This is a genomic window from Halopseudomonas sp. (assembly GCF_047631575.1).
GTDB lineage: Bacteria > Pseudomonadota > Gammaproteobacteria > Pseudomonadales > Pseudomonadaceae > Halopseudomonas.
The window spans coordinates 364,048-386,466 of sequence record NZ_JBLIAB010000001.1 but is presented as its reverse complement, the minus strand read 5'-3'; the positions used below and the strand labels follow the sequence as shown (position 1 = coordinate 386,466).

17 protein-coding genes and 1 pseudogene are annotated in these 22,419 nt (G+C 55.8%); 10 read left to right on the top strand and 8 right to left on the bottom strand.

Going from position 1 to position 22,419, the window contains the following annotated elements; all coding sequences use genetic code 11:
• Window positions 1-8: 8 nt before the first annotated feature.
• Together ACJAXR_RS01840 and ACJAXR_RS01835 are read left to right on the top strand one after the other, a co-directional pair.
• Window positions 9-1,088, top strand: coding sequence for a calcium/sodium antiporter (locus ACJAXR_RS01840; protein ID WP_415056547.1), 1,080 nt, complete (start codon window positions 9-11; stop codon window positions 1,086-1,088).
• Between the two features lie 43 nt (window positions 1,089-1,131).
• Complete coding sequence (locus ACJAXR_RS01835) at window positions 1,132-1,995, top strand: uroporphyrinogen-III synthase (RefSeq protein ID WP_415056546.1); 864 nt, start codon at window positions 1,132-1,134, stop codon at window positions 1,993-1,995.
• Window positions 1,996-2,114: 119 nt separating this feature from the next.
• Here ACJAXR_RS01835 and ACJAXR_RS01830 read toward each other — a convergent pair whose 3' ends face one another.
• Complete coding sequence (locus ACJAXR_RS01830) at window positions 2,115-3,623, bottom strand: amidase (protein ID WP_415056545.1); 1,509 nt, start codon at window positions 3,621-3,623, stop codon at window positions 2,115-2,117.
• A 155-nt stretch (window positions 3,624-3,778) separates the two neighbouring features.
• On the opposite strand from ACJAXR_RS01830, the gene ACJAXR_RS01825 reads away from it, so the two are divergent.
• From ACJAXR_RS01825 to ACJAXR_RS01805, 5 genes are all read left to right on the top strand, one after another.
• Window positions 3,779-6,214, top strand: a complete 2,436-nt coding sequence (locus tag ACJAXR_RS01825; RefSeq protein WP_415056544.1) for a Lon protease family protein — start codon at window positions 3,779-3,781, stop codon at window positions 6,212-6,214.
• Between the two features lie 399 nt (window positions 6,215-6,613).
• Window positions 6,614-7,135 carry a TIGR00645 family protein gene (locus ACJAXR_RS01820; protein WP_415056543.1) on the top strand — a complete coding sequence of 174 codons (522 nt, stop codon included), beginning with the start codon at window positions 6,614-6,616 and terminating at the stop codon, window positions 7,133-7,135.
• A 71-nt stretch (window positions 7,136-7,206) separates the two neighbouring features.
• Window positions 7,207-7,521, top strand: a complete 315-nt coding sequence (locus ACJAXR_RS01815; protein WP_415056542.1) for a DUF6482 family protein — start codon at window positions 7,207-7,209, stop codon at window positions 7,519-7,521.
• Window positions 7,518-9,059 (top strand): cryptochrome/photolyase family protein, encoded by a 1,542-nt coding sequence (locus tag ACJAXR_RS01810; protein WP_415056541.1) that lies wholly within the window; start codon window positions 7,518-7,520, stop codon window positions 9,057-9,059. The genes ACJAXR_RS01815 and ACJAXR_RS01810 overlap by 4 nt, the downstream gene beginning before the upstream one ends.
• A complete protein-coding gene (locus tag ACJAXR_RS01805; protein WP_415056540.1) occupies window positions 9,056-9,187 on the top strand; it encodes a DUF2256 domain-containing protein in 132 nt (43 codons plus the stop codon). Before ACJAXR_RS01810 ends, ACJAXR_RS01805 begins: the two co-directional genes overlap by 4 nt.
• A gap of 13 nt (window positions 9,188-9,200) precedes the next feature.
• Here the strand turns inward: ACJAXR_RS01805 and ACJAXR_RS01800 are convergent, their stop codons facing one another.
• From ACJAXR_RS01800 to ACJAXR_RS01785, 4 genes are all read right to left on the bottom strand, one after another.
• Window positions 9,201-10,334 (bottom strand): methyltransferase, encoded by a 1,134-nt coding sequence (locus tag ACJAXR_RS01800; RefSeq protein ID WP_415056539.1) that lies wholly within the window; start codon window positions 10,332-10,334, stop codon window positions 9,201-9,203.
• An 81-nt stretch (window positions 10,335-10,415) separates the two neighbouring features.
• Complete coding sequence (gene mscL, locus ACJAXR_RS01795; RefSeq protein ID WP_415056538.1) at window positions 10,416-10,829, bottom strand: large-conductance mechanosensitive channel protein MscL; 414 nt, start codon at window positions 10,827-10,829, stop codon at window positions 10,416-10,418.
• 43 nt (window positions 10,830-10,872) lie between these two features.
• Window positions 10,873-12,327 (bottom strand): polyphosphate kinase, encoded by a 1,455-nt coding sequence (locus tag ACJAXR_RS01790; RefSeq protein ID WP_415056537.1) that lies wholly within the window; start codon window positions 12,325-12,327, stop codon window positions 10,873-10,875.
• Entirely contained in the window at window positions 12,320-13,084 is a 765-nt protein-coding gene (locus ACJAXR_RS01785) for an EAL domain-containing protein (protein WP_415056536.1), read from the bottom strand. The genes ACJAXR_RS01790 and ACJAXR_RS01785 overlap by 8 nt, the downstream gene beginning before the upstream one ends.
• A gap of 134 nt (window positions 13,085-13,218) precedes the next feature.
• Here ACJAXR_RS01785 and radA point away from each other — a divergent pair, with 134 nt between their 5' ends.
• Window positions 13,219-14,598, top strand: a complete 1,380-nt coding sequence (gene radA, locus ACJAXR_RS01780; RefSeq protein WP_415056535.1) for a DNA repair protein RadA — start codon at window positions 13,219-13,221, stop codon at window positions 14,596-14,598.
• On the opposite strand, the gene ACJAXR_RS01775 is transcribed toward radA, so the two are convergent.
• From ACJAXR_RS01775 to ettA, 3 genes and pseudogenes are all read right to left on the bottom strand, one after another.
• Window positions 14,599-14,955, bottom strand: a complete 357-nt coding sequence (locus tag ACJAXR_RS01775) for a PilZ domain-containing protein (RefSeq protein ID WP_415056534.1) — start codon at window positions 14,953-14,955, stop codon at window positions 14,599-14,601. It abuts the gene before it with no gap.
• Between the two features lie 114 nt (window positions 14,956-15,069).
• Window positions 15,070-15,195, bottom strand: a pseudogene (locus ACJAXR_RS01770) (Glu/Leu/Phe/Val dehydrogenase dimerization domain-containing protein); the annotation flags it as partial.
• Between the two features lie 4 nt (window positions 15,196-15,199).
• Window positions 15,200-16,864, bottom strand: coding sequence for an energy-dependent translational throttle protein EttA (gene ettA, locus ACJAXR_RS01765; RefSeq protein WP_415056533.1), 1,665 nt, complete (start codon window positions 16,862-16,864; stop codon window positions 15,200-15,202).
• 193 nt (window positions 16,865-17,057) lie between these two features.
• Between ettA and ACJAXR_RS01760 the strand changes: the two genes are divergently transcribed.
• Window positions 17,058-20,942, top strand: coding sequence for an EAL domain-containing protein (locus ACJAXR_RS01760; protein ID WP_415056532.1), 3,885 nt, complete (start codon window positions 17,058-17,060; stop codon window positions 20,940-20,942).
• A gap of 103 nt (window positions 20,943-21,045) precedes the next feature.
• Window positions 21,046-22,302: a serine hydroxymethyltransferase gene (glyA, locus tag ACJAXR_RS01755; protein ID WP_415056531.1), complete on the top strand. Its 1,257-nt coding sequence runs from the start codon at window positions 21,046-21,048 to the stop codon at window positions 22,300-22,302.
• Window positions 22,303-22,419 lie beyond the last annotated feature (117 nt).

Genomic DNA, 22,419 nt, shown 5'->3' with positions numbered 1-22,419 from the left:
TTTTAATCATGACGCCGATGGTGATAATTCTTTTCATAGTGGGGCTGGTCCTGCTGGTAGCGGGTGCAGAGGTATTGGTGAAGGGTGCCTCGCGCCTGGCGGCGGGGTTTCGAATATCGCCTCTGGTCATTGGTTTGACCGTCGTTGCCTTTGGTACCAGTGCACCCGAGCTGGCAGTCAGTACCGGCGCTTCGCTCAGCGGCCAGGGCGATATTGCCTTAGGTAACGTGCTGGGTAGCAACATCTTCAACGTGTTATTTATCCTTGGCCTGTCGGCCTTGATTGCCCCCCTGGTGGTGTCGCGACAACTGATCAGACTGGACGTACCTATCATGATCGGTGCCAGCCTGTTGGTGATTCTTCTGGCGCTGGACGGCTCTCTGGGGCGTTTCGATGGCATCCTGCTGTTTGCCCTGATTATCGCTTACACGCTGTTTCTGATTATCAGCAGTCGCCGCGCCAATCGTCCGGATGATGCCAACGAGCTGGGTGTGCCAAACGCCGAGCAAAGTGGGTTGGTGTTAATTAATGTACTGATGGTGCTGGGCGGGTTGGTGATGCTGGTGATTGGTGCCCGTTGGCTGGTGGACGGTGCGGTTATCATGGCGACCAGTCTGGGTGTGTCCGAGCGCGTGGTAGCGCTGACGATTGTGGCGGCCGGCACTTCTTTACCTGAGGTGGCAACATCGATTATTGCAAGTCTGCGGGGGCAACGGGATATTGCCGTTGGCAACGTGGTGGGTAGTAATATCTTTAATCTGCTCGCGGTGCTGGGCGTCTCGTCGATGCTGGCTCCTGCTGGCATAGCCGTATCCGAAGCGGTATTGCGCTTCGACATGCTGGTGATGTTTGCCGTTGCCTTGGCCTGCTTGCCAATCTTTATCAGTGGGATGCGCATCAATCGCTGGGAAGGCCTGCTGTTCATGGCTTATTACATTGTCTACACCCTCCATGTGGTGACGACCGATGGCGGTGCGGGCGGCGTCCCGGGACTGCAGAGCGCTATGCTCTACTACGTTATACCGCTTACCGCGATCACGCTGGTGGTGGTTATGTTTCGCGGCGGCACGCGCGTGGGTTCACAATGACCAGTGCACGTCGCACAATAGGATTTTTGCTGTCGGAGCAGACATGAACGCGACTACTGAAACACTGCCATTGGTCGGCCGCTATATTGCGCTACCGGAAAGCCGCGAGCTGGATCTGTTTGCCGATATGCTGGTGAAGCGCGGCGCCAGGGTGTTGCGATGCCCTCTGGTGTCTATTCACGATGCGCCCGACCAGCAAGGCATAACTCGCTGGATCGAGACCTTCGTCAGCGACCCCTGTGATGACTTGATTTTACTGACCGGTGAAGGTCTGCGCCGCTTATTGGGTACGGCTGAACGCGCGGGCGGTAGTCTGCGCGATGATTTTATCGCCCAGCTCGGACGGGTGCGCAAACTGACTCGCGGCCCCAAGCCCGGCACTGCGCTACGCACTATTGGTTTGAAAACGGATCTCATCGCTCTGGAGCCGACTACCGAGGGTGTCATCCGTACATTGAAAGATGACGATCTACAGGGGCGGCGAGTGGCGGTGCAGTTGTATGGCACCGAGCCCAACGTGCTGCTCATGGACTTTTTGCGTGAGGCGGGCGCCGTTGCCAGCAGTGTCGCGCCCTATATTTATGCAGACGACGTGGAGGACGTGCGGGTTGAGGAGCTGGTGACGGCGATTCTGGACGGTCAGCTTGATGCGGTTGCGTTTACCAGTGCCACGCAGGTGCGGCGGCTATTCCAGATTGGCCGTCGCCAATGTGGTGAGCAGTCGCTGATTGACGGGTTGAGGCGGTTAAAAGTCGCCGCTGTAGGCCCCGTCGTGGCTGACGAGTTGCGGGGGCGCAAGGTTCAGGTCGATCTGATGCCCGAAAGCAGTTTTTTCATGAAGCCGTTGGTGCGGGAGCTGGTCAAGGCGCTGGGCGCGCCGGGAGTCGAGGGCAGCGATACGGATTAAAGCACCATATTGGCGGATTACACCCATTCGCGGTAGGAGCGCCGGTCCCGGCGCGAAGGGTTTGACCTCCTTTCGCGGTCAGGCGACCGCTCCTACCTTCAGCATTGCAGATAATGCGGTTACGCCGGCACTTTACTCATGGCGGGCCAACGATTGGCCCAGGGTTGGGCTGTTTCAAGCTGGCTTGCCAGCTGCAGAAGCAGAGGCTCGCTGGCTGAGGGGCCGGAGAACTGAACACCCAGGGGCAGCCCTTCAGGGGTCCAGTACAAGGGAACGCTCATGGCTGGCGTGCCAGTCAGATTCGCGAGCTGGGTGAAGGGCACATAGGTCAGATTCTTGCGCGCCATGTCTTCGACCATATTATCCATTGCACCCCAGCGCGCTAACAGCGGCAGCAGGCCGGTCGCCAGCAGCCATTTTAGTGCCCGTGCCTGACCAGCGGGTATGTCAGCCTGCTCGTGGCGAATGGGTGGGTGAGCCAGTGTCGGTGTCAGATATAAATCGTGTTGCTGATAGAACATTCCCAGTGCCTGACTGAATTGGTTCCATTGGCGATGACTGTTGATATAGCTGGCGCTGCTCATACCGCGGCCGAACGCAGCCAAAGTGCGAGTGAGAAGCTCGAACTCCTCGTCGCGGGCACCGGTTTCCCGGGCTTGATCGAGTGTTGCAGCCACCTGACCGAAATACATGTTCAGATAACACCGCGCAAGGGCCTGGCCGTCGTAGTCCGGCTCTGCCTCGACTACTTCGTGGCCAAGGGAGCGCAGGACTTCCACTGCCTGCTCGACTGCCTTGATGGCTTGCGGATGCACTGGGGTGTCCACTGGCGAGCGGGTGCTGTAGCCGATACGTAAGACACCCGGTTCGCGGCCCGCCAGGTCTCGGAAAGACGCTTGCGGCGGGGCAATAATGAAAGGGTCGCCGTCGTTCGGTCCTGAGAGAACATCCATGGCCAGCGCTGCATCCCGCACGCTGCGGCAAAGGACCAGATCGCTCGAGGCGCCTTCCCAGATTTCAGCGTGGGCCGGCCCGACCGAGACGCGTCCGCGGGTCGGCCTGAGACCGAACAGCCCGCAGCAGGCGGCGGGAATGCGAATAGAGCCGCCACCATCATTGGCACCGGCAATCGGCACCATGCCGGCAGCTACCGCTGCTGCGGATCCACCGCTGGAGCCGCCGGGTGTGTGCGCGGTGTTCCATGGATTGCGGGTTTGGCCAAAGGCGAGCGGATCGGTTACGCCCTTGAGTGCCAGTTCAGGGGTGTTGCTCTTGCCGATGATGACCGCGCCGGCATTTTGCAGCCGCTGCACGATGTGCGAGTGACGGGCCGCCGGAGTCCGGCTGAAGACCTTGCTTCCGCTGCCTGTGGGCAGGCCGGCGTAATCCTGCACTGCGTCTTTGATCAGCATGGGCACGCCCGCAAGGGGACCGCTCAATTGCTCGCCTACCCGATCGCGGGCGAGATCAAACATGGGCTGGCAGACAGCGTTGATCTGCGGATTGAGGCGGTGGTATTGGCTGATGGCGATATCCAGCAGCTCGTTGGCGTTGGTCTCACCTGAGGCGACCTTTTCAGCGAGGGCGGTGGCATCGCTATTGACATATTCCTGCACAGTGATCGACATCTCGCTGACCTCTTCTTATTAATTTTGAGTAAATACTCTAATGAAACGCGATTACAGGCTCGGTCGTCAAGTCAAAGGGTGCTTTGCCCTTGTCAGCGAGCGCTTGCAGGGCAACAATGCGGGTCTTATGCAAACACTCCTACCAAGGACGCTTGATGACCCACGAAGCCAATGCTCTGCGCTTAAAGCCCGAACAACTCACCATGCCGATCGATCTTGACAGCATGGGGTTCACCACGACCGATGATCTGGAGCCCTTTCTGGGGATTCTTGGCCAGGACAGGGCCGTAGAGGCGCTGCAGTTTGGCGTAGCCATGCACCGTTCAGGCTACAACGTATTTGTGATGGGTGAGCCGGGCACCGGTCGCTTCTCCTACGTCATGCGCTACCTCAAGGCCGAGGCCAAGCGCCAGATTACCCCCCAAGACTGCCTGTATGTAAACAACTTCGACGAGCCGCGCGAGCCCTGGGTATTGAGTCTGTCCCCCGGCACCGCCAGTGGGCTGCTGGAGGATATCAACAAGCTCATCGACAACCTGCTGGCTACTTTCCCTGCGGTGTTTGAACACCCGGCGTTTCAGCAGAAGAAGAGTGCAATTGATCGGGGCTTCAATCAACGCTACGACAGGGCGATCGATTCGGTAGAGCGCAAAGCACTGGAGAAAAGTATCGCGGTCTATCGCGACGCCCAGAATATTGCCTTCACGCCGATGAAGGACGGTAAGGCACTGGACGAGGCTGAGTTCGCGCAACTCGCTGAAGAGGACCGCGAGCGCTTCCACGTGGATATTGCCACGATGGAGGAAGTCCTGAATGAGGCTTTATCGAGCCTGCCGCAGTGGAAACGCGAGTCGAGCAATCAACTGCGCGAACTGAATGAACAAACTATCACGGATGCTATAAAGCCTATCCTTGAACCCTTGATGGAAAAATTCAGCGGCAATGATGCGGTCTGTGATTACTTCAATCTGGTGCGCCAGAATCTGTTGAAGACCGTGGTTGAATTGCTGGTTGATGAGCGTTCGGTTGAGCCCCGATCCGAAGCCTTCAAGAAGCAATTGCTCACGGAGCAGTATTGCCCAACTCTGATCGTCGGCCATGATGACACCGGCGGAGCGCCGGTGGTACACGAGCCCCATCCGTCCTACGACAACCTGTTCGGGCGTATCGAATACAGTTCGGAGCAGGGCGCGTTGATCACCAGTTATCGGCATATACGCCCCGGTGCCCTGCATCGCGCCAATGGCGGCTATTTGGTGCTGGAGGCCGAAAAGCTGTTGGGCGAACCTTTTGTCTGGGACGCGCTCAAGCGTGCACTGCAATCGCGTCAGCTGAAGATGGAGTCGCCCTGGGCGGAGATGGGGCGACTGACGACCGTCACCTTGACCCCTGATGTGATACCCCTGGCGGTCAAGGTCATCATCATTGGCTCGCGGCATCTGTATTACACACTGCAGGACATGGATCCGGACTTTCAGGAGATGTTTCGTGTACTGGTCGACTTTGATGAAGACCTGCCGCGGACCCCGGAAAGTATTGAAAGTATGGCGCAACTGCTGAAAACGCGCACCTCGGAGGAGGGTCTCGCCCCGCTAACGGCGGCTGCGGTAGCCAGAGTGCTGACGCACAGCGCGCGATTGGCTGAACATCAGCAACGTCTTTCTGCGCGTATCAGTGACATTTTCCAGCTGGTTGCAGAAGCGGACTTTACCCGGCAACTGGCAGGTGATCCGTTAATTGACACGGCCCATATCGAACGCGCGCTGCAGGCCAAGGAGGCGCGTACTGGGCGTGTTAGTGCGCGTATCCGTGAGGACATGCTCTCGGGTGTCATCCTGATCGATACAGACGGCGCCGAAGTAGGTAAATGCAACGGTCTGACCGTTCTCGAGGTCGGCGATTCGGTTTTTGGCGTGCCGGCGAGGATCAGCGCCACGGTCTACCCAGGCGGCAGTGGTATCGTCGATATCGAGCGGGAAGTCGAGCTGGGTCAGCCTATCCACTCCAAGGGTGTGATGATCCTGACCGGCTATCTAGGTAGCCGTTATGCTCAGCACTTTCCTCTGGAGATTTCGGCAAGCATTGCCCTGGAGCAATCCTATGGTTATGTGGATGGCGACAGTGCCTCCCTGGGTGAAGTCTGTGCGCTGATGTCGGCACTGTCGCGTACGCCGCTCAAGCAGGGCTTCGCGATTACCGGCTCGATCAACCAGTTCGGCGAAGTCCAGGCTGTGGGTGGCGTCAACGAGAAGATAGAGGGATTCTTCCGCTTGTGCCTTGCTCGCGGTTTGACCGGTCACCAGGGTGCAATCATACCCCGCGCCAACATACCCAATCTGATGCTGGATCAGACTGTGCTGGATGCGGTCAGAGATGGCATGTTCAATATCTATGCGGTCAGGCAGGTCGATCAGGCAATGGGGCTGCTGGCGGGTGAAGAAACTGGTGCAGCAGATAAGGATGGTCATTTCCCAGAAGGCACGATCAATGCGCGGGTAGTCGGACGCCTGCGTGAAATTGCCGACCTGCAGCGGGATGATGAGGGAAGTGCGACTGATAAGGCCGATACTCGACCCGCCAGTCGCGCCTGATCAATCACTGAGCAATCTCTCAGAGGCCCATACTGTCAAGTAGTGCAGCAATTGCTCCCATGTTTATCAACAGACTTACCCACAGATCATGTGGAGCAAATAGGCAATATAGAGGCTTTTCGTTATTGTCAATAACCCGTACTGGTCTGGATGACAAATGGACGACTGTTTCGAGCAATTCAGCTCAGTATCCTCTGCAGCTACCGTAGAACGGCGGTTAGCAATTGGGTAAAGAAAAGAATGAACTTTTTGGCTATTTTTTGTACTCTTGCGCGCGCCGCGGACAGGGTAAGGCTCTTGGCGGTTTTTCCGCGTACTGCCCACAGAGTTATCCACAACAATTGTGAACAACCCGCTCGATGCTCGGGCGCAACAACATGAAGAAAGGTATTGATTCGTATGGAACGTGCATTGGAAACGCTACTGTATGCGGCTCGCTGGATCCTCGCTCCGATCTATTTGGGCTTGTCACTGGCGTTGTTTGCCCTGGCAGTGAAGTTTTTTCAGGAAGTGATTCACTTGATTCCCAATCTGTTCGCCATCGCCGAGGCGGATTTGATTCTGGTTGTCTTGTCGTTGGTTGATATGGCATTGGTGGGTGGTTTATTGGTTATGGTGATGATCTCCGGTTATGAAAACTTTGTATCCCAGCTGGACATCAAGGAAGGTCAGGAGAAATTGAGTTGGCTGGGCAAGATGGATTCAAGCTCATTGAAGATGAAGGTGGCGGCGTCCATCGTGGCCATATCCTCGATTCATCTGCTGAAGGTCTTTATGAATGCCCAGAACATCCCGAACGACAAGATGATGTGGTATGTAATTATTCATATGACCTTTGTAGTATCGGCTTTCGGGATGGGTGTGCTGGACAAGATCGCCAAGGGTGAAAGCGCAGCGCAAGCGCAAAAGGACAATATGTAACATCTGTGAATGGAGCATGACCTCGAGCAACGCTACGCTATGTACTTACACAGCTATTCGGGGTTAGGCCAATGACGCTTGACGATCTGCAGGAACTGGCCACTCAGGGTCGGATTATTGAACTGAATGTGCTCTCTCATGAGGGCGACATTTATCTTGTTGAGGCGGTCTCTGATGAGCGCCGCGACATACTCAAGAAGAAGGCGGGAGATAAGGAGCCCCGTACTTTTCGCTCCTTCGAGGAGGTGCGCAATACCCTCTGCGAGTTGCCGCTCGAGACGATCAATCTGGTGCATAAGAATATCTATGACGAGATTGGACCGGCCGGAGAGGGCTCTACTCAGGGCGCTCCCGCCATGAGTCTGACTCTTCCGCTACGCCGATGACGCGCAATCTGATATTGGTGCTGGGTGACCAGCTCAGTCATGACCTTGTTTCTCTGCGTGATGCTGATCCCGAGAAAGATCGGATACTGATGGCGGAGGTTCAGGAAGAAGGCCGTTACGTACCGCACCATCCCAAGAAAATTCTGTTGATCCTGTCAGCCATGCGGCATTTTGCGCAGGAGCTTCAGGAACGTGGGTTTAGGGTTGATTACGTCCAGCTGGATGATCCGGATAATACCGGATCACTGCCCGGCGAACTTGAGCGTGCCCGTACGCGACTAGATCCTCAGGGTATCGAGCTCTGTGAGCCGGGTGAATGGCGCCTGCTGGAGGTGTTTCGCGCCTTGCAAGATGATTGGCCAGATTTGCACATACACGAAGACGAGCGCTTTTTCTGCAGTCACGAGCGGTTTGCACGATGGGCTACCGATCGCAAGCAACTGCGTATGGAGTTCTTTTACCGTGAGATGCGCAAGCAGCATGGGTTGTTACTCGATGCCGACGGGGGGCCGGAGGGTGGAAGCTGGAATTTCGACGCCGAGAATCGCAAGGCACTGCCCAAGGGGCTGACTGTTCCGGACCAGCCACATTTTCCTGCAGATGAGATTACACGCGCAGTGGAAAAACTGGTTGCCGCTCATTTCGACGATCATTATGGGACGCTGGCCGGTTTTGATTATCCAGTGACGGCGGTCGAAGCGGAGCGTCTGTGGCAGGAATTCCTGGATCAGGGTATGCCGCACTTTGGTGACTACCAGGATGCCATGGCTGATGATCAACCTTACCTCTTCCATGCCCGAATTGCGGCAGCGATGAATATCGGCCTGCTCAGTCCCCATCGAGTATGTCTCGACGTGCAGGCGGCTTGGCAGGCAGGCGATATTCCGTTGAACGCCGCTGAAGGGTTCATTCGGCAGATACTCGGCTGGCGCGAGTATGTGCGCGGAATCTACTGGTTATTGATGCCTGACTACGCTGCCCGCAACGCCCTGGGTAATACACGGGATTTACCGGACTTCTACTGGACAGGCAAGACCCGCATGAAGTGCATGCAACAGGCTATAGGCCAGACCCTTGAGCACGGCTACGCGCACCATATTCAGCGGCTGATGGTGACGGGTAACTTTGCACTGTTGACGGGAATAGAACCGAAGCAGATATGTGACTGGTATCTGGCGGTATACATGGATGCGTTTGACTGGGTTGAGCTGCCCAATACGCTGGGCATGGTCATGCATGCCGATGGGGGCTATTTGGGCTCAAAACCCTACTGTGCGAGTGGTCAGTACATCAAACGTATGTCCAACCATTGTCAGGGGTGTAGCTACAAGGTGAGCGAGCAGACAGGCGAGGCAGCGTGCCCGTTCAACTCACTATACTGGCATTTCCTTATGCGCCATCGCGAGCAGTTGGGCGGTAACCAGCGCATGAAGATGATCTACGGCAATCTCGACCGCATGACCGACAGCAAGAAAAGTGCGCTGTGGGACTGGGGTGAAACCTTGCTGGCGCGTCTGGATCAAGGCAAGGCGTTGTGAAGAAGAAGGCCGATCTGCCAAGCAAAATATGCGTTAGCTGCGGCCTGCCCTTCAGTTGGCGCAAAAAGTGGCAGCGCTGCTGGGGAGAAGTTAAATATTGTTCCGAGCGCTGCCGACGGGCCAAATAAGCCTAGGCTGACTTTAGTTGCTGGCCTTGAGAACCACGAATTTCGGATTGGCCGACAGTTGCTCGACTTTTTCGAAGTTCGTCCGCAGCTTGACGTGGTAACCCAGATGACGGTTACCGACCACCATCAGGCTCCCCTCGTCATTCAGTGCTTCGCGGCTCTGGGCGAACAGGCGCTTGGCCATTTCGTCACCCACGGCCTGCTGCTGGTGAAACGGGGGATTGCAGAGCACTAGCCCTGCGCTGGCAGGCGTTACGTCGGTCAGGCCATCACTCACCAGAAATTCTGCTGTGCGTCCGGAGAATGCACTGGCGAAGTTAAGTCGTGCTGACGCTACGGCCGCGTAGGACTCATCAACGAAAAGCAGCTGGGCTTCCGGGTTCAGTTGCGCTGCCCTGATACCCAGCGCCCCATTGCCGCAGCCCAGATCAATGATCAGCTGTGTGCCTTGCGCTGTTGGCAGGGTATCGAGCAGTGCGCGGGTGCCGTTATCCAATTTCTCACGTGAGAATATCCCCGGCAGGTTGACCAGCTCGACGTCGCTGCCTGGAAGCGCATAGCGGGTTGTCAGGCTGGTTTGCTTGGGTGCAAGGGAAGTGTCCGCCGTGGCGCTTAGCAGCCGTGCTTTCTTAACAGCCAGCGATGCCTGATAGGGGCCGATATGAGCTGCCAGGAGATCGCCTGCGGCGTGGGGCAGATGTTTCACCATAGCGCCGGCGAGGACGGTGGCATCGGCAGTCAGATGCGAGTGTAAGCGCGCCAGCTGGTCTTCCATCAGCGCCAGGCTTTTTGGCACACGGATCAGTACCTGACGATACGGACCCTGCGGCGCCTCTTGGCTATCAATAAAAACTACGGCGTCTGGCGCTAACTGGTTGTTTTCCAGGTTTGCCTGCAGTGCTCTTCTGGCCAGTTCTGAGTCGTTCCAGCTATGCGGTTTGTGCTCCGGATTGGTTTTTGCTATAGCGCAGGCCAGTGTGCCGAAATGATCGTTGATGATCAGCACTGGCAGATCAGATACGGGCTGCTCGGATAGCGCCTGCAAGAGATAGGTATCGGCGGTGTCAAACGCCTGCAGTGTCGGATTACCGGTCAGGGGATAACGTTCGAGCTCGAGGTCGCCGAACGGGGTGGTGCATGTTTGCATGGAAACGCCGCTGTAGATGGTCGGGAGTGTATCAATCGAAAGCAGTATACCGCAGTTGTCAGCTGCGGTTATGTTGCCGTTTTACTGGCGCTGCTGCGCCAGCAAATCGCGTATTTCGCCCAAGAGTATTTCCTCTTTGCTCAGGGTCTCCGCGGGAGGCGCGACGGGTTCTTCTACTTCCTGACGTTTGAGGTTGTTCATGACTTTGATTGCCACAAAGATTGCCGCGGCCACGATCAGAAAGTCGACCACGCTCTGAATGAACAAGCCATATCCAAGTGTTACTGCGGGTAATTCGCCTTGGACCTCTCTGAGCACAATGGCCAGGTCAGCGAAATCAACGCCGCCGATCAGCAGTCCCAATGGGGGCATGACAATGTTGGCCACAAAAGCTGAAACGACCTTGCCAAATGCGGCCCCTATGATAATACCAATCGCCATTTCGACGACATTTCCGCGCATTGCGAATGCTTTGAATTCATTTAATAAACGCATGAAATTATCCTTGTATGGAGCATCCCTGAGTCGGTTGCGTTTATTATTTGAGCGCTTTCTGCAGCGTTTCGCAAACAATTTTCAGCGCTTGGATTCGACCATGGCGTTTATTTTCGCTTGATATCACATGCCAGGGTGACTCTGTGCTATCGGTGAATTCGAGCATGTCATGCACCGCATCGCGGTACGCGGGCCACTGCTCGCGGTTGCGCCAGTCTTCATCCGTCAGTTTGTAATGCTTGAGCGGTGACTCTTCCCGAGCCTTGAAGCGGTCGAGTTGTTCCTGCGGGGTGATGGCTAGCCAGAACTTGATGACCAGCGTGCCGGCTTGCTTTAGCTGGTGTTCAAAGTCGTTAATCTCGCCGTAGGCCCGTTGCCATTGCGCTGGGTTGCAAAACCCTTCTACCCGTTCGACTAAAACTCTACCGTAATAGCTACGGTCAAAGACGACGATATGGCCGGGAGCTGGAATGCGTCGCCAGAAGCGCATCAGGTAGGGCTGCTTTCTCTCTTCTTCGGTCGGTGCGCGGGTGCCATGCACGCGCAATAAGCGCGGATCAAGACACTGGGTAATTCGGCGTATCGTACCGCCTTTACCCGCGGCATCAGTGCCTTCGAATACCAGTAGCAGGCTCCGACGGGCAAAGCGCGGGTGTCTGATCAATTCGCGCAACAGCTGCTGGTAGTGCTCCAGCTGTTCTTTGTAATCATTCTTGCTGAGGGATTGGCTGTAGTCGAGCTCGTCAAGTCGCGCTCGCTTTGCGGGTATCCAGCTGCGAGATGGGGCCGGTTGGGCGGGGGAGGTGAGTTGCGCGCGTATGGCGTTCAGAAGGAGCTGCCCGATCAGCATGTCCCGCTGGGCTGGGTCGCTACTTGACACCCTGTGCCAGGGTGCGGCTTCACTGGTCGTTAGTTCGCTCATAAGTTGGGCGCCGACACGGACCTTTTCATAATCCTCAACACTGAAATCGCCCCATTCACGCATGGCGACGGTGTTGGAGCGCAGGACGTCGTCATCAGGCCGGGTGTTCTTGTCAGTGGACTTGTTATCAAGATGGAGCCAGAGCTTCAGTATGCTGGCGCCCTCGTCTACCAGTAGTTGCTCGAACCGGACGATGTCTTGCATCTGCTGGCGGAAGCGCTTGTCTGACAGCTTGCCCCGACTGAAACTCATCAGTGGCTGGTGGTACCAGGAGCCAAGGTAAAAGCCAATTTCACCCGCATGCGGTAGCGTTCGAAAGTAGCGCCACCAACGGGGCATGCGTTTTTCAATGCCCTCAGGCAGGCTGAATGCACGGGTATTAAGAAAGCGGTTGTCCAGCCATGAGTAGAACGTGTCTATTATTTCTGCTTTACCGGCAAAGTCATTACCGCTGATCAAAAGCAGTATTGGGCCTTTGCCTGCTTTACGCAGGTTGAACTGAGCTTCAAGTAGCTGTTCATTGAGCTCATCAATCTCAGCCTCGTCCGGCGTGGTGCCCGCGGTGTAGTCAGGCATCGACTGGCCAGCTGATATCGGGCAGATGTTCAAAGCCGGGTCTGGCGAATAAAAAGCCTTGGAACAGGAAAACGCCCATCGAGCGCAGGATATCAAGCTCCTCCATCCTTTCGATGCCTTCGGCAATTACGTCAATATTCAGCGCCTGACATACACCGAGAATGCCGCGCACAATGGCCTGGCGTACTGGGTCGTGGTCGATATCGCGAACAATACCCATATCCAGTTTGATGATATCCGGTTGAAACTCGGCCAATAAATTCAGGCCCGAATATCCGGCGCCAAAGTCATCGATGGCCGTTTTGAAACCCTGACGCTTGTATTCCGTGATAATGCTCTTGAGATGTTCCTTATCCACCAACCGTTCGTTTTCGGTGATCTCGAAGATCAGCCGGTTGGTTGGAAAGTTAAAACGGCGGGCTGCTTCGAGTGTGGCACGAATACAGGTTGCCGCTTGATACACCGCATTGGGCAAAAAATTGATGCTGATAAAGCAGGGAATATTCAACCGTGAGGCCAGTTCTACAGCTTTGACTCGGCAGGACTGGTCGAATATGTAACGGTTGTCCTCATTGACGCGCGAGAGAATGCTTGCGGCCTCGGCACCATCCGTTCCGCGAATCAATGCTTCGTAGGCGAAGACAGTTTTGTCGCGAATGTCGACTATCGGTTGAAAAGCCATGGTGAATTCAAAGCAAAGCGGCTCGTTGTCCTGGCATGCCTTGCAGGGCTTGGGAATTTCAATCTCAGACGTCATACAATAGTCTCTCGTTTGAATTCGGGCATAGTATACATTGATCGACCATAGCTATTAGCCTTGCCGGGACAATAGACTGTACACCTTACCTAACAGCCATAAAAATACTATTTTGTGTAATCCTCGGGGACTCCATGGCAAAAAACAAGCGAATCTATGGCTGCACCGAATGTGGCGCAACATTCACTAAGTGGGCCGGTCAGTGCGGTGAATGTCAGGCCTGGAACACGCTGGTAGAAACCGTCGTGGATATTACTCCGACCGGTGGCAGTGGCCCGGCTGCTGGGCGCACTGGCCATTGGACTGGGCAGATGGCTCAGGTGCGTACGCTGGCCGAAGTATCAACAGAAGAAGTGCCGCGCCAGCCAAGCGGATCGTCAGAGCTCGACCGCGTCCTCGGTGGCGGGTTGGTTTCCGGGTCGGTTGTGCTGATCGGTGGCGATCCGGGCATCGGTAAATCAACCATCTTGTTACAAACTCTATGTCAGCTAGCCGAAAGCATGCCGGCCTTGTATGTCACCGGGGAAGAGTCTCAGCAGCAAGTAGCGATGCGCGCAAGACGTCTGGGCTTACCCGAAGAGCGTCTGCGAGTCATGACAGAGACCTGTATCGAAAGCATTATTGCTACCGCGCGATTGGAGAAGCCCAGAGTGATGGTGGTGGACTCCATTCAGACTATCTTTACTGAGCAACTGCAGTCCGCTCCGGGCGGTGTGTCTCAGGTCCGGGAGAGTGCGGCGCTGCTGGTACGTTATGCCAAGCAGAGCGGGACCGCTATTTTCCTCGTCGGTCACGTAACCAAGGATGGCTCGCTGGCCGGACCCCGCGTACTGGAACACATGGTAGACACGGTGCTGTATTTCGAGGGGGAATCCGACGGTCGCTTGCGTATGCTGCGGGCGGTCAAGAATCGTTTTGGTGCAGTCAACGAGTTAGGCGTCTTTGCGATGACCGACAAAGGGCTCAAAGAAGTGTCCAACCCGTCGGCTATTTTTCTATCGCGCTACGATACGCCGATTCCCGGTAGCGTGGTGATGTCTACCTGGGAAGGCTCCAGACCCATGCTGGTCGAGGTTCAGGCGCTGGTTGACACATCTCACCTGGGCAATCCCAGGCGCGTGACGCTCGGGCTAGATCAGAATCGACTGGCCATGTTGCTTGCCGTACTGCATCGCCACGGTGGCGTTGCGACTTACGATCAAGATGTATTCGTCAATGTGGTCGGGGGGGTCAAGGTATTGGAAACTGCGGTCGATCTGGCGTTGCTGGCCGCTGTCATGTCGAGTCTGCGTAACCGTCCGTTACCGATGGATCTCATGGTCTTTGGTGAGCTCGGCTTGTCTGGCGAGATTCGTCCGGTGCCCAGCGGTCAGGAGCGTCTGAAAGAGGCAGCCAAGCATGGCTTCACTCGCGCAATCGTGCCCAAGGCGAATGCGCCGAAAGAAAGTCCCAAGGGGATGCAGGTGATTGCAGTGACACGGTTGGATGAAGCGCTGGCGGCCATCTTCGATTGATCAGAGCAGGGCTGCGAGCTCCCGACCCAGCAGCTCCTCGTCCCCTGTGTTTAGGGCAATAAGGCGCTTGAGGTGGCTGATAGAGTCCAGGTCAATGTGATCGCACTCGAATCCCAGCAAACCTTCTTCGGCGTGGGCCAGATGCACGTCCATGCAGATCTGGCTGGCCTCTGCTAGCTGGATCACGGCATTGAACTGGGTATGACGATTCGTGTCCTTCCATCCTGGGGGCTCGATCACCAGTAACCCATGCAAAGAAAGGTCAACCAACTGTACGTCTATGCTCAGCCCGTCCTGAAGCAGACAGGTACTGGCGTCGAACATAACGCGGGTAAAGCGGCGGCGTTCATTGCTCATTGGCTGGTTCCGACAAGAGTGCATATACCCATGATTATAGTCTCTTTTTGGCTTTTCAGATGACGTCCTGTGCCAACATCGCATTCGCTACTCTGTGGAAACCCGCGAGGCTGGCCCCTTTCCGCCGCCTTGCGGCAGCGTGGTCAGGACGTTTTTGAAGACCTGTTCTAATGCGAGAAACTTCAGAATACCCAGGTCGGCTGAGGGGTGAAACCGCAAGCAACCTTTGTATGCTGCTAGCGTGTCAGGCCAGCTTCTTATGGCGCACACGGTGAGGCTGAGACGCTGCCTCGCCCAAGCGTTTCTTGCGATCGGCTTCGAATTCGCTGTAGTTGCCTTCGAAGAAACTGACCTTGCCTTCGTCTTCATAGGACAGGATGTGTGTCGCGATACGGTCCAGAAACCAGCGATCGTGGGAGATCACAATGGCGGAACCCGGGAAGTCGAGTAAGGCCTCTTCCAGCGCCCTCAGTGTTTCTACATCAAGGTCGTTGGAGGGTTCGTCCAGCAGCAGTACGTTGGCACCTTTTTTTAGGGTCAGCGCCATGTGCAAACGACCGCGTTCCCCACCGGACAGATCCTTGACGAATTTCTGTTGGTCCGCACCTTTGAAGTTGAAGCGCCCCACGTAGCCACGGGACGGGACTTCGTAATTGCCGACTTTGATCATGTCGAAACCGTCAGAGATTTGCTCCCATACGGTTTTTTTGCCGTCGAGCTCGTCACGACTCTGATCCACGCTCGCAATTTCCACGGTTTCACCAATGTCGATGTTACCGCTGTCAGGTTGTTCCTTACCGGTGATCATGCGGAACAGGGTGGACTTACCCGCACCGTTGCCGCCAATAACGCCGATAATAGCGCCCTTGGGTACGGCAAAGCTCAGGTCGTCGATCAATACGCGGTCGCCGTAGCCCTTGCCGACATTATTGAACTCAATGACCTTGTCGCCCAGTCGCGGACCCGCGGGGATGTAAATCTCGTTGGTTTCGCTGCGCTTTTGGAATTCCTGCGATTGCAGTTCTTCAAAACGTTGCAGGCGCGCCTTGGATTTCGACTGGCGGCCCTTGGCACCCTGACGAACCCATTCAAGTTCGGCTTTCATCGCCTTGGCATGGGACGATTCCTGCTTTGATTCCTGGGCCAGTCGTGTGGCCTTGGACTCCAGCCACTGGGAATAATTGCCCTCAAACGGAATGCCATGCCCGCGATCAAGTTCGAGAATCCAGCCGGCGACATTGTCCAAGAAGTAGCGATCGTGGGTAACAGCCACAACAGTGCCAGCAAAATTGTGCAAAAACTGCTCTAGCCAAGCGACAGAGTCGGCATCGAGGTGGTTGGTTGGTTCGTCCAGCAGCAACATATCAGGTGCCGACAGAAGGAGTCGGCATAAGGCGACCCGGCGTTTTTCGCCGCCCGACAGTAGTTCGATACGGGCATCCCAGGGTGGTAGGCGCAGCGCGTCGGCGGCAACTTCCAGCTGACGCTCCAGATTATGGCCATCGCCGGCCTGGAGGATCGCCTCAAGCTTGCCCTGTTCGGCAGCCAGCGCATCGAAATCCGCATCGGGCTCGGCGTAGGCCGCATAGACCTGATCCAGGCGCGCCTGTGCATCCTTGATCTCGCTTACCGCCTCTTCAACGATTTCACGAACGGTTTTTGTCGGGTCGATTTCCGGTTCCTGCGGCAAATAACCGATTTTGATACCCGGCATAGGACGAGCCTCACCTTCTATTTCGGTATCCACTCCGGCCATGATGCGCAGCAGGGTCGATTTTCCAGAGCCATTGAGGCCCAGTACGCCAATTTTGGCGCCGGGGAAAAAGGACAATGAAATGTCTTTTAGTATGCGGTTTTTGGGTGGGACGACTTTGCCGACCCGGTGCATGCTGTAAACGAATTGAGCCATGATGCGAAAACCTGAATGAAAAGGTGGATCGGTACTGTATTGGGAAGGCCCGCAGGCGAGCCTGTAAATTGCCCGCAAGGCTAGCCCAACTGGGCCTTTAGGGCAAATATCTCAGGCCTTCCTTGGTTACATTTTAGGCTGCAGGCTGTGATATTCTTCTCACAGGACTAACAGTTACGTAAAGATGAGTGACTTGAGCACGAACCACGACAAGAGCAGCGCACAGGACCAGGCTTTGACTATCAGTGCACCCGACAGCCTGCCTGTTGCGGGTGAGCTTGTGCTCGTCGCAGTCGCTGCAATCTTGCTTGCGATCCTCATGGTGTGGCAAGCCTGGCAGGATTTTCATTTGCTCCGTACCCAGCATCAAGTACAGGTGGAGGAGTCCGTCTGGCTGACAGCTAATCAGATAGGTTTGAATCTCGAGGTTAAGTCGATAGCTCTTGCCGGGGTTCTGGATAACCTTCATAGCAACGCGCAAGACGAAGCGGTAGATGCTGTGGAAGCCTTGCTTCCCGGGCTGCGATTGATTACCGAAGTCTCTTTGCTGGAGCCGGGAGCGGGTTCTGATACGTCACCCTGGATGCCCGCTTTGCGGGGTTTGAAGATCAGTGGTTACCCTTTTGCGCTGGACTCGGACGTGGCGCGCGGTGTGCTTTATTGGTCTATTGCCAGCAGCCATCCCGACCGTTTTTGGGTGATCGAGATAGATGACCGGGAAATCGCTGCACTGGTTTCCACTCAATCGGCTCAGGGTTATATATGGCTGCTGGAAGATGCCGGGCGAGCACGTGTATTGGCGCGGCAGGAGGGCAGCCGTCTGGTTTTTCTGGACAACCAATCGATGACTGCCCAGGAGCGCGAGCAAGTGGTCGTCAGTGCTCCGGTAGCAGGTAGTCTGTGGCAAGTACGCGGTCTAGTAGAGCCTGATTTCTATCTGCAGCGCCTCGGTAAAGCGGTGCAATTGAAAGTGCTGCTGGTTCTGGGGTTCATTCTTGTCATGTTATTGGTGGTGTGGACTGTTGTTCGCATGCGCCGTGCAAACCAAGCGCTGCTGGCACGCAGCCGTGCCTCCTTTAGACATGTGGAAGATACCGAGCGACGCTACCGAGATGTTTTCGAAGGGGTTGGTATGGCCCTCTGCCAGCTTAATCTTGCCTCTATGCGTAGCTGGCTGCTGGGCGAGGGGATTTACAATCAGGTGACGCTGGATGCGTGGCTGGAGAAGCACCCCCAACGCCATCATGAGATCTTCCAGAGCGTGAGCGTAGTCGATGCCAATCAGGTGGCTCTTGAATTGACCGGCCAGGGCTCGATTGAGGGGGTACCCAGTGTTCTGCAGCGGGCAGAAAAAGTGCGCAACGACTCGGCGCGCTACAAGGTACTCCTTGCGATTGTGAACCGAACACCGAGGCTTGAATTCGAAACGCCTTTGCGGGTGCCCGCCGGCACCGTTCGTCATGTCTGGGTCATCATGCGTCTGCCGGAGAATGTTGAGGACTACCATGCGGTCACCATGAGCCTGACGGATATTACCGCACGGCGACGGATCGAATTGTCGATGGTGGAGCGCGAGCGTTACTGGGCGGGCGTGGTAAAGGCTGTCCCCGATACTGTCTTCATCAGAAATATGCAGCGACAGCAGTTTGTCTACAGCAACCGTTCATTGGCCCAGATGTTAGGTTATGACGAATCCGATGAACGGACCCTCGATGATGAATACCGCGACCGCTTACTGCACCCCGATGACGTTGAGCAGCTACAAATAAATCGCAACTTGCAGCAGGTCCTGGAAGATGAGGTAGTGCAGGAGACTCGGCTGCGCTGGCGCCACAAGGATGGAACCTGGCGCTGGTTCAGCCTGCGGGTGAAGGTCCTTTCGCGTTTGTCTGACGGCAGGGTGAGTCAGCTGATCGGAGTAGTGCGGGATGTTCATCAACAAACCATGGCAACTCAGCAGCTGCGTACCAGCGAGCAGCGCTACCGGTTGCTGGCTGAGAATATCAGTGATGTGATCTGGTCGACTAACACTGCATTTCGCCTGGATTACATCAGTCCTTCCGTCACACGGGTGCTGGGGTACCGCCCAGAAGAGCTGATTGCCTCCGGATTCAGCAACGTGGTGGCCGGCTCTGATTATAAGCGTTTCATGAGCTCGATTGTGCGCGAGCTCACTCCGCGTCTGGAGTGCCCCGAGGAGGCTGCCAGGCTGCGCGAAGAGGGCTATCATCGGCAAACGACGGTCGACTGCATCAAGGCGGATGGCCATAAGTGTCCTACTGAAGTGCGTTTGTCTTTGATGTGGGATGGCAACGACCGTTTCCTTGGTCTGCTGGGTATTGTTCGTGATATTACCGAGCAACGGCGTACCGAAAATCGACTGCGCATGGCAGCGACGGTATTTGAAAATACCACAGGCGCCATTCTGGTCACGGATCCTGCCGGTTACGTTGTGCAGGTTAACGAGAACTTCATTCAGATTACCGGGTACAGTGCAGATGAAATCATAGATCAGACCCCCATGCTGCTGGCTTCCGATGTACTTGACGAGCAGTTCTATCCGGGAATTTTGCGCATACTCAGGCAGCAGGGTCGCTGGGAGGGCGAGATCTGGATGCGGCGCAAGAATGCCGACCAGTTTCCTGCCTGGACCGGGATAACTGCAGTGCATGATAATGAGGGCGATCTGGTCAGTTACGTCTGCTTTTTTGTTGATATCAGCGAGCGCAAGGCCAGTGAAGCCCGTATTGAGACCCTTGCCTACTATGATGCCCTGACGGGCCTGCCCAATCGAACTCTCTTCCAGGACCGGACCAAGACCGCGTTGCAATTGGCTGAGCGCAAGGGAGAGTCTCTGGTAGTGCTCTTTCTTGACCTTGATCGGTTCAAACCGATCAATGATACGTTGGGTCACGCGGCCGGCGACGTCATGCTCAAGGAGGTAGCCCGGCGGCTCAGCGGCTGTGTGCGCGACAGCGACACTGTGGCGCGCATGGGCGGTGACGAGTTCACCATTTTGCTAGCAGGGCAACAGAATCAGGAAAGGGCCATGGCTGCCGCGATACACGTAGCTGAGAAGATTCTCACCGTGTTGGCGCCTGCCTTTGTACTGCAGGAGCGTGAGTTTTTCATCAGCGCCAGTATCGGCCTGGCGTTGTATCCGCAAGATGGCGTCGAACCTAGCACACTGCTGAAGAACGCCGATACCGCTATGTACCATGCCAAGTCCATTGGCAAGGATACCTTCCAGTTTTATCAGGCTGAAATGAATGCTACGGCGCTCGATCGGGTAAGTCTGGAAAGTGACCTGCGCCGCGCCTTGCAGGACAATATGCTTGAATTGCATTACCAGCCGCAATTTGATTGTATCAGTGGTCGACTGGCCGGTGCAGAAGCATTGCTGCGCTGGCAGCATCCGGAGCGTGGGGCCATTTCGCCGGCTGTGTTCGTGCCGATTGCTGAAGAAATTGGTCTGATCGGCGCCCTGGGTGACTGGGTAATGGACTCTGCGTGCCGGCAAATGGCCGAATGGCGTGATAGCGGTCATCCATTGCCGCGTCTGGCGATCAACCTCTCTGGCCGGCAGTTTACCGAGGTCCAGTTGGCGGCTCAGGTGGGTCGTGTGCTGGAACGTTATCTGCTCGACCCAGCTTCAATTGAGCTGGAGTTGACGGAAAGTGTATTGCTTCAGAATGTGGATGAAACCATGCAGACGCTTGCGGCGCTGAAGGCGCTGGGGGTTGAAATCGCAGTCGACGATTTTGGTACCGGTTATTCGTCGTTGAATTATCTGAAGGATTTCCCGATCGATACCCTCAAGATCGATCGCTCTTTTATTCAGGCGATGCGGGATCAAAACCGCGATACGCTACTCGCTCAGGCCATTGTGGCCATGGCGCGGAGCCTGCAGTTGCGGGTTATCGCCGAAGGCGTGGAAACCCGTGAGCAGCTTGCCTTGCTGGTTGGTTTTGGTTGTGACGAGGTGCAAGGCTTTTTGCTCGGCAGGCCAATGCCTGCTACGGATCTGGCCGCGCAATTTCTAAACGGCTCAAACTTGAGCGTGCCGGATTGGCCTTGAAACGATTTTGTTGGGTACGTGAGCGCTTTTCATGTGCCAGAGTCGATTCCATGCGCTAAAATGCGGCCTTATTTACTTGATCGTCCTTGTAGGGGGCCGTGCCATGTTTAGCCGTTCTAACGATATTGCTACCTTCGACGCCGAGTTATGGGCCGCGATGGAGCAGGAAGCTGTCCGTCAGGAAGACCACATCGAACTGATCGCCTCCGAGAACTACACCAGTCCGGCGATAATGCAAGCTCAAGGCTCTGTACTGACCAACAAGTACGCCGAAGGCTATCCCGGCAAGCGTTACTATGGTGGTTGCGAGTATGTGGACATTGCCGAGCAACTGGCAATCGATCGGGCCAAGGTTCTGTTTGGTGCCGACTACGCGAACGTCCAGCCGCACGCTGGTTCACAGGCTAACAGCGCTGTCTTTCAGGCATTGTTGACGCCCGGAGATACTATTTTGGGCATGAGTCTGGCCCATGGCGGACATCTGACACACGGCGCGACAGTCAACTTTTCAGGTAAGCATTATAATGCTGTGCAGTACGGCATCAATACCGACACTGGCCTGATCGACTATGACGAGGTCGAAGCGCTGGCGGTGGAACACAAGCCGAAAATGGTCATTGCCGGTTTTTCGGCTTATTCTCAGGTGTTGGATTTTGCCCGCTTCCGGGCCATCGCCGACAAGGTTGGCGCCTATCTGTTTGTTGACATGGCCCATGTTGCCGGTCTGGTCGCAGCGGGTGTATATCCTAATCCGGTGCCCTTTGCGGATGTCGTCACGACCACCACTCACAAGACTTTGCGAGGGCCACGTGGTGGTCTGATTTTGGCTCGCGCCAACGAAGCGCTGGAAAAGAAGCTTAATTCCGCAGTGTTTCCGGGTGGCCAAGGTGGCCCGCTGATGCATGTTATTGCCGCCAAGGCGATCTGCTTCAAGGAGGCGATGAGCCCAGAGTTCAAGACCTATCAGCAGCAAGTGATCAAGAACGCTAAGGCCATGGCCGAGGTATTCATGGGGCGTGGCTTTGATGTGATTTCGGGCGGTACCGAGAATCATCTTTTTCTGTTGTCTCTGATCAAGCAGGACATAACCGGCAAGGATGCAGATGCCGCCCTGGGCCGTGCGCACATTACTGTGAACAAGAACGCGGTGCCAAATGATCCGCGCTCACCCTTCGTGACCTCCGGGCTGCGGATTGGGACGCCGGCGGTGACTACCCGCGGGTTTAATGAGGCTGACTGCAGCGAGCTGGCAGGCTGGATCTGTGACGTGCTGGAAAATATCAACGATGACAGTGTCATCAAGCGGGTAAGCGATCAGGTCAAGACTATCTGCAGCCGGTTGCCGGTATACGGCGACTGATACGCCTGTTGTACGCAAAAGCCCCCCAGGCTTTCGATCTGGGGGGGCTTTTTTGTGTTGAGTCAAATGTGACGCTGCGAGTTTAAGAGTCTCGCTGCTGCCCGCGGCAGCAGCGAG